Source organism: Mannheimia sp. USDA-ARS-USMARC-1261, from assembly GCF_000521605.1.
Classification (GTDB): domain Bacteria; phylum Pseudomonadota; class Gammaproteobacteria; order Enterobacterales; family Pasteurellaceae; genus Mannheimia; species Mannheimia indoligenes.
Map to the genome: position 1 here is coordinate 2,102,807 of NZ_CP006942.1, position 12,724 is coordinate 2,115,530.

Sequence of the window (12,724 nt, forward strand, 5' to 3'; positions counted from 1 at the left end):
TTAGTCATTCTATAACCTTTTGCCGATCATTGCAATAGTTTTGATCTGTAAAACCTATCAAAAACACTCTACAAGCCATTTTTTAATATAACTTAAGTTGTAACCTGCCTTTTTACTAAAATCGCTAAAAACCGCTAAAAACCGCCTTATTTGCGATTTATTTTGCATAACTGGATATAACAACATAAAAAAAGACCGCTTAAAGCGGTCTAATTTATGAATTTACTTTTTCTTAGTGGCAGAAATTGATTTTGCAATCGTAAACGCTGTTTCCCAAGCCTGTTGATTATCTGTAACTTCAATTTTACGGCAAGCAATCGCCTCATTGTTAAAATCAGTCATATCTACTTTGTCTGAATTAACAAGCAAAATAACACGGCGTAAAGCACAGGCTGCAATAGGATTGTGGTCGTGTCCAAACGACCCTGTTTCCATTCCATAAGCCACGTTTCTTAATTGCTGATAATCACCACTTACAAGAGCATTTGCTGTTTCTTGTTCAGCTTTTTCTGTCATTGCAGCTACAGGTAAAGATAACAAGCATAAGGTTGTTAATAGTAATTTCTTCATTTTCAATTTCCTTTAATGAGCTCAAATCACCTGAAATCTACCACAAAAAAGCCCACTTTAAAAAGTGGGCTATGCAAAAAATAGTGTAAATTTTTAATTATCTACACAATTTAGGGCTACTGCTGCATCATTTGCTTGTTTTTTAGTCGCACTGGCAATGATTGCGACAAGGTGAGCTAAGCCACTCATTGAAATTTGGTCTTCGGTATTATCCAAAATTTCCAGTAAATGGCTTAAACTATACAAACCGCTTGCCAAATTTTCGGTATTTTGCACAATATCTTCAAATTCAGTTCTCATAACTCACTCCTTATTTGCCTAAATTTTCACGAATAACCGCACGCACCGCACTTTCAGAACGCCCCGATTGTTGCACAATTTGCCCTGTGCTTAATCCTTGTTGGTGCAGGCGGAAAATATGGCTTTTTTCTTCGGCACTTAGGCGTAGCTTGTATTGTTGCGGTTTCATCGCTTGTTTAAGCAGTTGGTTTTGGGTTTCGAGCAGTTCGATATATTTATCGGTGCTGATTTCAACCGTTGTTTGAGGTAGAGCCTGTTTTAGAGCATTTGCCTCTTTCTCTTTTTGGATAAAGTAACGGCGTGCCTGTTGTCCCAGTTCGGAACGTTCGAGCATACAGAGCTCTTTTGCCATATCAAGGGTGATGTGATAGTCAATTTTATTTTGACCGCCCCAAAAGCTGGCTAAACCTTTGCTTTTCTCGCTCGCCAAATTTGGCGAGCAAGTAAAATCTTCATTTTCAACAAAGCCGTAGCTTTCAATTCTTGATTTAATCCAGTTAGAAAAATCACGCCCAATCTGTAACATCTGATGTAGATCACGAGCATTAATTAGTAAGGTAGATTGATTTTGAAGAGAACCCGTAAAGGTTGCAATTTGGAAGTTATTCATTGTGTTTTTCCTTGAATTGGAAACCCTATTTTGAGTAGGGCGACCGACAGCTCAAAACTGCACAATAAACAGCGGAGTTATTTCCCTTTCAGGTCTTGTATTCCTCGCACTGTCGGTCATTGATTTAAATTGTATTTATTTTTCTGCACAGATATTCTGAAACTCAAAGGCTTTCTGATATTCAGGCAAAAAAATAGCACATACTTTCAGCTGTGCAAGCTGTATTGTCGATTTTTGAGATCGTGCTCGAAAAATAAAATATTTCCGCTTGACAGTCAAGCCCAAAAATCATAACTATGCAAAAAATTTCGTAAAATTTATTATTCAGCCCTCCGCAGAAGGCTGTAAATAAACTCTATACTCTATGCCCGTGGCGTTTAGCATTCACTGCTAAAATTTTTACCACTTTATGCAACTGGACATCATTGCACCATTGCACTCGCTGGACTCCAAAGGCTCTTTTGCAAATTGAATGGGCGTATGCCCATGGGAGTTTCATCTCGCTTAAAAATGCCTCAATTTTATCTATATAACGTTTTCGGGCTTGGTTATCTGGCGAATTACCGACATCAGGTCGTTTACCGTGTTGTTTACTTTTTACAACAAAACCTTGTTGTTTCATTGCTTGTAACACAGTCATCAATTCAGCGTCGCTCATTTGCGAACAACTCATTTTGTCCACCGTTTCAATTAAAAATCGCACATAACTTTCTCGTGTCATTTTAAGCTCGTTTTTCGCTATATGAATTTTCTGTATCATCTGCTTTCTAGTTTGCGGTTGCATTTTGTTTCTCCTCCTTCCATTTCAGCCAAATTTGATAACTTTCGGTGTTCTTAACGGCTTCCAGTTGCCCCATTTGCTTCATTCGTTCCACATACATCACCGCATCGTGTTTCTTTTGGTCGGCTTGCCGTTGCTGTGCCTCAAGGCTATCGGTGTTTGCCGCCTTTTCACTTCGCACTACCGCAAATTGCGGTTTTACGCTTTCATACACTTTCTTTAAGTAGTTATGGTTTGCCAGCGGCTCACATCTGCCTGTTTCTCTACGATTTCGGCGGACTTGCTCCACCGTATCAATTAACGCTTTTTCCAACACATTAGAGGGAGGGTAAAGCTCCAATAAACTCTGCACAATTTTCAACGCTCGGCTATTGGCAAGACTGTTTTTCTGTGGTTTAAATAGCCCTAAATAACTCACCACCGCACGCCCACAATTACCACCGATATTCACTATCGTATTTAACAACTCACGCCCTGCATCATCTTCAATCAACGCCTCCAGCGAGATTTCCGAATGGCAAATCGGGCATTTGCATAGTTTCATAGATCTACCTCACTATCTTCACAGACTGTTTCAATTTCTCTCCATTCAACTTTACTTATAGGATATGGAGTTCCGTGTGAGATATATCCTTGTGTAATAATAAACATTTGTTGTAATACAATTTCGCCATTTTTCTTTTTACACAAACGATAATTTGGTTTTGCCTCTGCGGTATTAACCCTTAGAGTAATGCTATGATGGCGTATCGATACGCTTTTTTGAGGATCGTAAATAGTCATTGTTGCTCCTTTAAATAAAACACATTATCCAGCCCACTTAAAATAGTGGTAAATGGGCTGTAAATGGGTTCTTAAATGACTTCAACTAACTCTAATCCTTCCAGTTTCTTATATTGACGAATCAGTGCAGTTGGTGATGGAAATGTAGGTGAATAAATTGTTATTTTTTCATTTAGCTGTTTTTTACTCACTAAACCTTTATATGCTTTCTTCTCCTTAGCATTAAAAATAGGGCGTTCTTTGCGATACCAAACCTCTTCCAAATAAGGGCGAATTTCGTGTCCCTCTTTTGTCCAAGCTTCGTTAATCTCCCCATCAACATACACAGCTAGTTTTAAAGATCGCTTAACTTGTGTAACATCTACCGTGAGTAAATGCTCTTTGTATTTAAATTTAACTCTTCCTATAATACTGTCTAGTTTTTGCTTAATTTCCGTCCATTGTTCTGCTGTAATAGCCATTTTTATTTCCTCTCTACTTTTCGTTAATGTTTTCGATTTGCCGTTAATAACTTCAAGTGCACTTTGGGCAATAAATCCTGAACCGTGCCTAGATACACACCGCTACGGATAAAATCGCTTTGGTTTAAATACTTTTGAGCCTGTATAAGCTGGATAATTGCCTCATTTAATTGGCTATTCAGTTGTTCTTTTACGGTTTCTGTCATCACTTCCCCCTAAAACGGTTTCTTGTGCATACGTTTACAAAATACCGCTCGTTGTTCTGCCCAATCACGGTTAGTGGTTGTTTTTGCGGATAATTTTGCAATTTCCCAATGGTCTTGGGCTTCCTTATAGTTGCCTTGGCGTTCGGCTTCAGCCGCTTTTTCGGCATAATGTTGATAGCGGTTAAATTTTGCTTCTGTTGGTTTCATTTCGTTCTCCTGTGGTTAAAACACTTTATAAATGCCCTTCTATCTTGTTCCCCGTTTGAAAAAGAGGGGCTAGGGGAGATTTTTAAAGGGCATTGAAAAGGGTTTTAAACTAAGACTTTCTTTTTAACTGATCTAAAATCAGCAAATGATTTAATAACGACAGATATTCGTTATCATCAAAGTCCTTCATTATTAATGTTGTGTTATCACAAAAGCGTACTGTTACATTCCCGTTAATATTTTCTATTGAACAAACCTTGTCTGTATTAACCACAACAGGCTTATCCGTATAATTAACATTAAAAGCAATAAACATTTTAAACTCCCGCCATATCTAAACTAATCGGCTGATATTTGCCATTTTCATCACGTTTATAAAAACGGATATAACCTTTGCTACCAATTACCTGCACGCTGTCTGAAATTGCTGTCATTGCTTGATTCCATCGTGCATCATCAATTTCAACACGGCGGAGCGATAAGATCTTAGCTGTTGATAAATTACCTTCTTTATCTACCTCAAACGCATTATCAATTAACGCTTTAAGTTCCGGTTTCGCTCCTTCCGACCAATCGTGCAAGCACTCATCAATCAAGGCTTTTGCGGCGTGAATACGCTCATCAAAGCGAATATTCTCTTGCACTGCTAACTGCAACTTATATTCACCGTCATAGGTAAATAACGTGATATTGCCTTTTGCACCGCCGATTTTTACCCCATATTTTTCAGCCGATAGGCTGACAAAAGCCCCTACATCATCAAATACGGATTGTTTAAAATTGCCTAGTAGTTGGCTAATTTCTTCGGCACGGCTCACAAATTGACGGACTAATTCATCACGTTCTTTGTCGATTTCTTTCACTAATGCTTCTGGCTTTAAATTACCATCGGCATCTTTCCAGTAAATTTCATTACCGATTTTTACTTTGCTCATTGTCTTTTCCTCTCTATTCCAGCCCGACTTTCACGGTGCGGACTGCTTTACCGTTATACTTCACTCTTTTATTGTGGGCGGGGGACGACATAAATCGGATCGTCTTTGCCTCCACCCCCAACCGTTTTGCTAATTCTTCCGCTGTGCCGTCAGCCACATTCTCTTCGCCAACATACAGGGCATAAATCATTCGCCGTTTCTTCATCTCTACACCTTCGCAACACGTTCAGACTCCCACACACACTTCACGCCTCGCACTTGCATTTGGTAGCTGTCATACCGTCTGCCGCCTTTGGTTTTCATTCCAAACAGGCTTGCTAAGCCGTTTTTCACAAAATCCTGCGTTTTGCGGTTATCTCGCAACACAAGGCGAGGTGGGCTTGCCGCCTCAAATTCCACCCGCTCAATCTCCAAATCCAACGCCTCGCACTCAAGCGTGGCAATTTCTAACTTCACAAGGCTGTCGTGGATATAAGCGTTTAATGGGTTCATCATCTCGCCTGCTTTTTCGCTGTACACCTTTTGCATAATCTGCTCCTTAGCTAATCAACATCTTGCTATATTGCTCAACTAACTCTTTGCTGATTGGCGTTTGGTTAATCTCGCTCGACCGCACCACGCCACGCATTAACTTACTTAATCGGCGAGCGTTGCCATTGCTGGCTTTAATTAATGGAGCGTTAAACTCGCTCGTACCTAACGCACTTTCTGCTAATAGCCCCAAATCTTCCTCGCTCAAGGCATTTCCTAAATCACAGGCAAAACCTACTCGGCTATAAAGCTGTGCCAGCTCGTTATTCTTGCCTTTTAAGTTAATCAGTAAGCGAGGCATACCAGCCAACACCACGCCTACACCTGTTAAATCGTGGATACGGCGGATAAATTCTAGCGAGCGGGTAGAGAGCAATTCAGCCTCATCAATCATCAGCAAACGCTCTGAGCCTTTGAGCTTGCTCACAATGCTGTCGAGCAATTCGTTATTCACCCCTCGTGCATTTGCCCCCACCGCCTCGGCAATCTTGCGGAGCAACACTTTCGGCGTACAACTTGGATCGACCTCAATTAATACTGCCGAGCTGTTTCTGCGTGCGTACTCTTTTAACATCTGCGTTTTGCCTAAACCTGCCGAGCCGTAAATCACATTAATTTCGCCCTCAACGTGAGCAAATGCCATTACTTCCATTCCACGTCTTGCCGCTAAAGTTGATACAAAAGCGGCGTTATATTTCGCTTCAACCACCTTTGCCTTATCACGCTCAATCAGCTCGCTGACTTTGCGATCCATTTCTGCTACGTTGCCGTTATATTCGCCTTTGAGGTAAAGGCTCACCGTTGTCACCGACACACCTAAAAGCTGTGCCACCTGTTTTTGCTGATAGCCCTTGCTATCCATTAAGGTTCTAAGTTCTTGGTTTTTCATTTATTGCTCCTTACCCGTAGGCTCTCTGTTTCTTTTCCCACTCGTCCTTATCGGCTTGCGTGAGGAATATTGGTTTGGCTTGTTTCGCTTTGGTTGTTGGAATAAAGCTAAACTCAGGCATCTGCTCAATGGTATAAACTTGCTTATCCTGTGCTTTAATCAGGTCGATTGCATCTTGCTTACGTTTAATCTTCGCTTCTAACGACTTCCGTGCTGCACTTTCACGCACCGACTCAGGGAAGTAAGCCACCTTGTTACCATCTAATACCGCTTGGCAGATAATCTCGCCACTTTGCTGTTTTACTAACACGGTTTGTGGGTCGTGAATGTCATAGCACACTCTTACTTCCTTGCCGTCAAAATCAGCAAGGTCAATGTGGAAGTAAATTTTGTTATCAAAGTGAACCTCGCCTCGTTGCACCACTCGCACCACTTCAGGGCGGAACAACATTTTGCTCTCTTCTTCCGTGATGATTTCCGCTTTCCAGTTCGTCATATTGGCTAAGTACGCCCAAAACGCATTCGGGCTAAACCGTAAACCTGTTTCAGGATTTTTCGGCAAACTGCGGTGCGGTCTGTTGTTATAAGCCTCAAAACAAGCGGTTACATCTGCCACAAAATTTGCAAATTCAGGCACTTTTGCCATTGCTCGACGTTGTTCATCAGTCATTAACTGATTTTTGGTTTTCGCTTTCATCGCACTTTTTAATTTGCGATAATTCCAATGCTTAGTGGCGTTATCAGCATCTTTACCACCATAGCTGGCATAGGTTTTTGCCAGTGGAATTAAGGTGGATTGCCACAATCTTTCAATAATCCCACGCCCTTGTGGATTACCTGCCACACCTGTTTCGTGATGCACACCCAATCGGGCAAAAATCCCTGTTACATCGCTGTCTAGCACCTTGTTGGATTGACCGCCACCATTATCTGAGTAATAAATATTCGGTAAGCCCACATTCATCACCCCGTGCCGAAAGGCATCACCCACCGCCATCACAGACTCGCTATTGGCAATCGACCAACCCACAACACGGTGTGAACGTACATCAATAATTGCTGTAACTTCAGGAATGTAGGGCATACCGAGTAAATTCTTCACATACGCCTTAAAACTATGCCCATCACCCACCCAGCATTCATTTAGCCCCATTACCTGATCGTTTCTGCGAATAAACGGCATTAAATTCCGCATCTCTGCTCCTGTTTTACGCCCTTGCTGAACTACATAATCGGGTAACTGCTTCAAGGCATACCGAACTTGGCTCTCTGTAGGTAAATCTTCGCCCTCATACTGCATTGCAAATTGAGCATAAGCCTGTGTTAAAGCCACATTGCTAAAAGTTTGATAAAAGGGTAAAAAGGCTTGCAACCAAGGGCAACGCTCCGGCACGGCACGTTTTTGTGTTTTCAGCGGAATCATCTGTTTTAACCGTTCCGCTGAATTTTCTCCTGCCTCATACGCCAGCACCCAACTATGCAAGGTGCGTTTAGAGAGCTTTAACTTTCCACCGGCTTTACCATTGCCCGCCATAATCGCTTTGCAAATTTCCGCAGGAATTTGACCGCTTGCGACCGCTGTAATCACGCTGTCTAACGACTTAGTGCGACTTAGCCCCAGTTGCTTTTCCTGTATTAAATACCACCGCACCACTACAATCCGATTATCTGCCGTCGAAAGCTGATTATCTGTTATCTGCTCCAAATCAATTTCTTGTCGAAGCGTGCTAAGCTCGCCTTTGCTTACCTCTACAGGTAAAAGTTTTAGCAGCTTGGTACGGATTTCGGTTTGTAACGCTTCGGGAAAACTATCAAGGGCATATTCATTTCCACCACCTTGACCAACTCGTTTTCGAGTTTCCCAAAGTTGTTTTTTAGCTTGATAAATAATTCCTTGCACCGAATTAGGTAAAAGGGTTAAACTTAAAGCTAACAATTCTTTTGCGGAATAGTGCGTTTTTAAGTTGTTTTCACTCATATCTAAACTCCTTAAAGAGCTTATTCAGCAAATTTCTTGTGGTTGCGTTGTTCAAAACGACCTGCCCAAATCACTTCGGCAGGTACACCAATCGCTTCTGCAATAATGCGTTCCCCTTTTTTCCAAGGGCGGTCAAGAGCATTTTTTAAGGTGCTTGCTTGACTATAGCCGTGTTGCAAAGAGAGTTGGCGTAAACTCCAACCAGCTTTATGTAGTGCAGCGATGATGTCGGCTCTATGCCAATCTTCTGCTGTTTTTTTAGTTTGCGTTAATGTACTCATTAGATAACCTCATTGACTTAACGCAAGGGATAATAAACTTAAAATTAAACTCTGTAAAGTTTAAAAATCATTTTTTAAAGTTATTTTTTGACCATTTAAACCTTAAAATTTGTAAATTGTTGATTTTCAAAGTTTATCTGTAAGTTTAAAAAGATTAAAAATTAAATTTTATTTTTTAAAGTTATGAATGAGAAGTTTAAAAAACCAATTTCACTTGGTGAAAGGGTAAGATTTGAAAGAGAAAGGTTAAGATTAACTCGTCCAGAGTTAGCAAAAATGATTGGTGTGTCTTTGTCTGCATTGCAAGGCTGGGAAACCAACGAGCGAGAACCTCAAGCCTCTATGATCATCAAAATAGCAGAAACACTAGATGTTACACCAAACTACCTGCTAACAGGCGAGCAAAGCCAGCCTAAAAATGAAAACGGGATTGTGGCAAGAGCATTTGAGAGATTAAAAGATGTTTCAGATGAAACGGTTTCAATGATTGATAGCTTTTTCTCAATCAATGTATCAGCAGGCTTTGGCAGTTTTAATGAGGGTATAACAAAGCCAGATGGGCAAGAACCTTACTCAGATAGCTTATTGCAAAGACTAGGTGTTAAAGCCCATAACTGTGGCGTATTTTGGGCGAGAGGAACATCAATGCAGCCAACCATTGCTAATAGCGATCAAATGTTGGTGGATTTCAGCCAGAAAGAAGCAACAGGAGATGATAAAGTTTACCTAGTGCAAAATGGCGACAGCGTTTGGGTTAAGCGTATTAAACCGCTGTGGGACGGGATAGAGCTGATTTCAGATAACCGAGAGGAATATGAACCGATTAAAATTCCTGCCGACGAAGCTCAAAACTTACAAATCATCGGGCAAGTAGTTCACATCGGACACTCTTTAGTTTAAAACAGATTTAAAATAGTTTTAAAACCGATCAAACCTATGCAAAAAATAACGCAAAAACTGCTCATTTTTTTCTAATCCTGCTCATTTTGTTTTTTGCATAGCCACCCACCAAACAAAAACGGCAAAGCCCCACATCACAAGGCTTCGCCGTTATTTTCCCGACCAAATTTTTTTCTTTCTCTCTATGCAAAAAAGATCAGTACCCCATACATTTAATAATGGTAATAATACGTTGCCTTGTGCACCGTGTACGATGAAAAACGCATACGCCATCATACCTGAAAGCAAAAATGCAGTCTGGCGTGTGAACAAGCCTAAAATAAATAAAATACCGCCTGCAATTTCCAAAATACCTGCCGCACCATAAATCGAGAAAAGCGGCACGCTGCCGTTGCCGTTGGTCATCGACATTGGGAATTCAAAGAATTTTGCCGTGCCGTGAAGTAAGAACATATAACCTGCTACAATACGGGTAATTAAAAGAGCAAGCGGTTGTAAGTTGTTTAAAGTTGAGTTCATAAGCTTTCCTTAAAAAATAAAAGTAACTAAACAATTGAGGGCGTATTTTAAAGGAAAACATTTATTTGATAATCTATCAATTTTAAAATATATTATTTCAAATAAAGAAATAATATTAAGCCCTTGCTAACACCCAAACTTGAATTTCTTCAACATTCCATTTCAATAACTCGGTACAAATTGCATTCAGCGTTGAACCTGTTGTAAGTACATCATCAACAATCGCTACTCGCTTATACTCTCTGATAGGTTGATAGCTAAAAGCTCTTTTTAAATTTTTACGGCGTTGTGCTGCACTAAGATCTCGTTGAGAGATGGTCTTCCGCTGCCTTATTAAACTTTGATTATCCAACGGAATATTTAGCCATTTAGCTAACCAACGGCTTAACAATTCGCTTTGATTGAAACCTCTCTGCCAATATCGCTGCCAAAATAACGGCACGGGCATAATCACTTCCGGCAATCTCAAACCTTGCTCTCTTTGAGCTTGTTTTATAGCTAAAAGCAATTGTCGTGCAAGGGCTTGATCAAGCCAATATTGTTGCTGAAATTTAAAGCGATGTATCCAATGAGAAAGCGGCGGTTTATACTCCCCCACTCGCACTAATTTTTGCCACTTGGGTTCATTTTTTAAACAATAGCCGCAATAATCACGGTATGCTAAAGAACTCATTCCACAATGAGTGCAGTAAGGTTGCTTTTTCATTTGCTTTTGGCAAATGCTGCAAAATCCGTGAATACCAACTGCCAATGATTTATCACAGTGAAAACAGCGAAAGCCGAATACATTCATCTTTCCTCCTTTTCTTTGCAGATTATCAAACTTAAGTCGCTTTTTTCGGACTATTTTTGCGATCTTTCTCGAAAAAAGAGTAAAATCTTACTATTGGCAACATAAAGGAAAAGCAGATGAACACACCTCAAAAACCAATTAAAATTGTTTTTTTCGATATTGATGAAACCTTGTATGTAAAGCATAAAGCCTACATTCCTACTTCTGTTACCGAGCAAGTTTTACCTCGCCTAAAAGCAAAAGGGATTATTCCTGCTATCGCCACAGGCAGAAATCACGGTTGTTTCCCTGAAGCCTTGAAACCCTATTTAAATCCCGAAACAGGCTTTGAATTATTTGTTACGATTAATGGGCAATATAATTTCTATAAAGATCAGCTTATTAGCGATTATTCCCTTAGCCGTGAGCAAATTGAGCGAATTATTCGCAAAGCTAATGAATTAGGCATTATTTACGCCTTTGTAACACCGATGACGATTGCAGTTTCTGAAACTAATCCTATCGTTCACGAAGCGGTTTTACCGATTACACCGAATTATTTGGTTGATCCGCACTACCACGAAAAAGAGCATATTGTGCAAATGCTGCTGTTTTATACCAAAGAGCAAACACAAGCGGTCGAAAATAGCGGAATTTTTGCAAATGATTTAAAAGAGGCTCGCTGGCACCCGAATGCAGTGGATATTCTAAGAAAAGAGAACTCCAAAGCTCGTGGTATTCAAGATGTGCTGGCAAAATTGGGTATTGATATTGAAAGCTCAATGGCATTTGGAGATGGCTTTAATGATATGGAAATGTTACCGACTGTCGGCTTCGGTGTGGCTATGGGCAATGGCGAACCTGAGCTGAAGGCGGTGGCAGATTTCATTACAAAACCGATTGAAGAAGACGGTATTTTATACGCATTAGAAACACTACACGTCATTTAAACAAAAAGCGGTTGTAAATTTTTATCAATTTACAACCGCTTGTATACTCACCCTCGTTTAAATAACTTATCACCAGCAATTGCTAAAATTGCTCCTCCCACTACCACGAATGCTCCAAGATAGCTTATCCAATTCATATCTGGTTCGGCAAAAATATGAGGATAAAAATAATGACTAATGTTGGAAAATATCATCGTAAAAATTGGGAGCATTGTAGTTACAATACTCACTTTTGAGGTATCCCAATGATTTAACGCCTCACCGTAAGAGCCATAGCCAATCAAGGTATTCAAGCAACAATAGATAAAACATCCCCATAGAAATCCACCTTCAAGCTCGCCTAATTGTGCCGGTGTAGCAAAAGGCAACATCAGTAATGAACAACCAATGTAAATAATAAATAGCACCTGCTGGGAGTTGAATTTCGCTAATAATAACTTTTGAGCCACGCCATATAATACCCAAATCAAGCTGGCTCCGGCACTCAGCAACACCCCGAGAGCATAGGTATTAAGTTGCAAAATTTCAGCAAATTTATCGTTAAAAAAAGCAATAAGACCGGCAATCAATAACATAAAGCCAAGCTTTTGGAAAAAACCGAACTTTTCCTTAAATAGTAAGACACCTAATAGAATCATTGAAAATGGGGCTAACTGCCACAAGACTTGGTTAGTAACAGGCGAAACGTAGTGCAAGGCTTCTGCAAATAGGAAGAAATTAGCCGCTAAACCGCATACGCCTAACAATATTAAGCTGAATTCTTTTTTGCTACAAGCGGTCAATTTTGGTAAACGTTTTGCAAATCCCAAAATCAGTAATAATCCGGCTGAAGCAATAACAAATCTCACCCACACTAACGTTTGTGCATCCATAACTTTCAGAACTTGCTGTGCAGCAATTGGTAGAGTTCCCCACGTCATCGCTGCAATTAATGCCAGAGAAAAACCAAGTAAAGGTCGTTGTCTCATTGTTGAAATTCCTTTTTCTATTCTATGTTTTCTATATTCTGGAAATATGGTGATATAAAAAAACCCCGCCATTGGCGAGGTCT

20 protein-coding genes are annotated in these 12,724 nt (G+C 40.2%); 2 read left to right on the forward strand and 18 right to left on the reverse strand.

The window, feature by feature from the left end; translation table 11 throughout:
- Nucleotides 1-222: 222 nt before the first annotated feature.
- The 15 genes from X781_RS10170 to X781_RS10245 form a co-directional block, all read right to left on the reverse strand.
- Entirely contained in the window at nt 223-570 is a 348-nt protein-coding gene (locus X781_RS10170; RefSeq protein ID WP_025236765.1) for a hypothetical protein, read from the reverse strand.
- 93 nt (nt 571-663) lie between these two features.
- A complete protein-coding gene (locus tag X781_RS10175) occupies nt 664-870 on the reverse strand; it encodes a hypothetical protein (protein WP_025236766.1) in 207 nt (68 codons plus the stop codon).
- A 10-nt stretch (nt 871-880) separates the two neighbouring features.
- Nucleotides 881-1,480 carry an antA/AntB antirepressor family protein gene (locus X781_RS10180; RefSeq protein ID WP_025236767.1) on the reverse strand — a complete coding sequence of 200 codons (600 nt, stop codon included), beginning with the start codon at nt 1,478-1,480 and terminating at the stop codon, nt 881-883.
- Nucleotides 1,481-1,835: 355 nt separating this feature from the next.
- Entirely contained in the window at nt 1,836-2,264 is a 429-nt protein-coding gene (locus tag X781_RS10185; RefSeq protein WP_025236768.1) for a gp16 family protein, read from the reverse strand.
- On the reverse strand, nt 2,248-2,805 hold the full coding sequence (locus X781_RS10190; protein WP_025236769.1) for a hypothetical protein: 558 nt from the start codon (nt 2,803-2,805) through the stop codon (nt 2,248-2,250). The genes X781_RS10185 and X781_RS10190 overlap by 17 nt, the downstream gene beginning before the upstream one ends.
- The gene (locus X781_RS10195; RefSeq protein WP_025236770.1) at nt 2,802-3,044 is read right to left on the reverse strand and encodes a hypothetical protein; all 243 of its coding nucleotides are present in this window, start codon (nt 3,042-3,044) and stop codon (nt 2,802-2,804) included. The genes X781_RS10190 and X781_RS10195 overlap by 4 nt, the downstream gene beginning before the upstream one ends.
- Before the next feature lie 71 nt (nt 3,045-3,115).
- Nucleotides 3,116-3,505: a hypothetical protein gene (locus X781_RS10200; RefSeq protein WP_025236771.1), complete on the reverse strand. Its 390-nt coding sequence runs from the start codon at nt 3,503-3,505 to the stop codon at nt 3,116-3,118.
- A 23-nt stretch (nt 3,506-3,528) separates the two neighbouring features.
- A complete protein-coding gene (locus X781_RS10205; RefSeq protein WP_025236772.1) occupies nt 3,529-3,711 on the reverse strand; it encodes a hypothetical protein in 183 nt (60 codons plus the stop codon).
- A gap of 9 nt (nt 3,712-3,720) precedes the next feature.
- A complete protein-coding gene (locus X781_RS10210) occupies nt 3,721-3,918 on the reverse strand; it encodes an ANR family transcriptional regulator (protein WP_025236773.1) in 198 nt (65 codons plus the stop codon).
- Nucleotides 3,919-4,235: 317 nt separating this feature from the next.
- Nucleotides 4,236-4,853, reverse strand: coding sequence for a DUF3164 family protein (locus X781_RS10220; RefSeq protein ID WP_025236775.1), 618 nt, complete (start codon nt 4,851-4,853; stop codon nt 4,236-4,238).
- 13 nt (nt 4,854-4,866) lie between these two features.
- On the reverse strand, nt 4,867-5,058 hold the full coding sequence (locus tag X781_RS10225; protein ID WP_005822932.1) for a hypothetical protein: 192 nt from the start codon (nt 5,056-5,058) through the stop codon (nt 4,867-4,869).
- 2 nt (nt 5,059-5,060) lie between these two features.
- Nucleotides 5,061-5,381, reverse strand: coding sequence for a hypothetical protein (locus tag X781_RS10230; protein ID WP_005606439.1), 321 nt, complete (start codon nt 5,379-5,381; stop codon nt 5,061-5,063).
- Nucleotides 5,382-5,391: 10 nt separating this feature from the next.
- Entirely contained in the window at nt 5,392-6,273 is an 882-nt protein-coding gene (locus X781_RS10235) for an AAA family ATPase (RefSeq protein ID WP_025236776.1), read from the reverse strand.
- 10 nt (nt 6,274-6,283) lie between these two features.
- Nucleotides 6,284-8,251, reverse strand: coding sequence for a Mu transposase C-terminal domain-containing protein (locus X781_RS10240; protein WP_025236777.1), 1,968 nt, complete (start codon nt 8,249-8,251; stop codon nt 6,284-6,286).
- A gap of 20 nt (nt 8,252-8,271) precedes the next feature.
- The gene (locus X781_RS10245; protein ID WP_025236778.1) at nt 8,272-8,532 is read right to left on the reverse strand and encodes a helix-turn-helix domain-containing protein; all 261 of its coding nucleotides are present in this window, start codon (nt 8,530-8,532) and stop codon (nt 8,272-8,274) included.
- 183 nt (nt 8,533-8,715) lie between these two features.
- Between X781_RS10245 and X781_RS10250 the strand changes: the two genes are divergently transcribed.
- Nucleotides 8,716-9,432: an XRE family transcriptional regulator gene (locus tag X781_RS10250; protein WP_025236779.1), complete on the forward strand. Its 717-nt coding sequence runs from the start codon at nt 8,716-8,718 to the stop codon at nt 9,430-9,432.
- A gap of 150 nt (nt 9,433-9,582) precedes the next feature.
- On the opposite strand, the gene X781_RS10255 is transcribed toward X781_RS10250, so the two are convergent.
- Complete coding sequence (locus X781_RS10255; protein ID WP_025236780.1) at nt 9,583-9,951, reverse strand: DoxX family protein; 369 nt, start codon at nt 9,949-9,951, stop codon at nt 9,583-9,585.
- 115 nt (nt 9,952-10,066) lie between these two features.
- Nucleotides 10,067-10,744, reverse strand: coding sequence for a phosphoribosyltransferase family protein (locus X781_RS10260; protein ID WP_025236781.1), 678 nt, complete (start codon nt 10,742-10,744; stop codon nt 10,067-10,069).
- Nucleotides 10,745-10,860: 116 nt separating this feature from the next.
- Here X781_RS10260 and X781_RS10265 point away from each other — a divergent pair, with 116 nt between their 5' ends.
- On the forward strand, nt 10,861-11,673 hold the full coding sequence (locus X781_RS10265; protein ID WP_025236782.1) for a Cof-type HAD-IIB family hydrolase: 813 nt from the start codon (nt 10,861-10,863) through the stop codon (nt 11,671-11,673).
- Nucleotides 11,674-11,720: 47 nt separating this feature from the next.
- Here X781_RS10265 and X781_RS10270 read toward each other — a convergent pair whose 3' ends face one another.
- Entirely contained in the window at nt 11,721-12,641 is a 921-nt protein-coding gene (locus X781_RS10270; RefSeq protein WP_025236783.1) for a DMT family transporter, read from the reverse strand.
- Between the last annotated feature and the right edge of the window lie 83 nt (nt 12,642-12,724).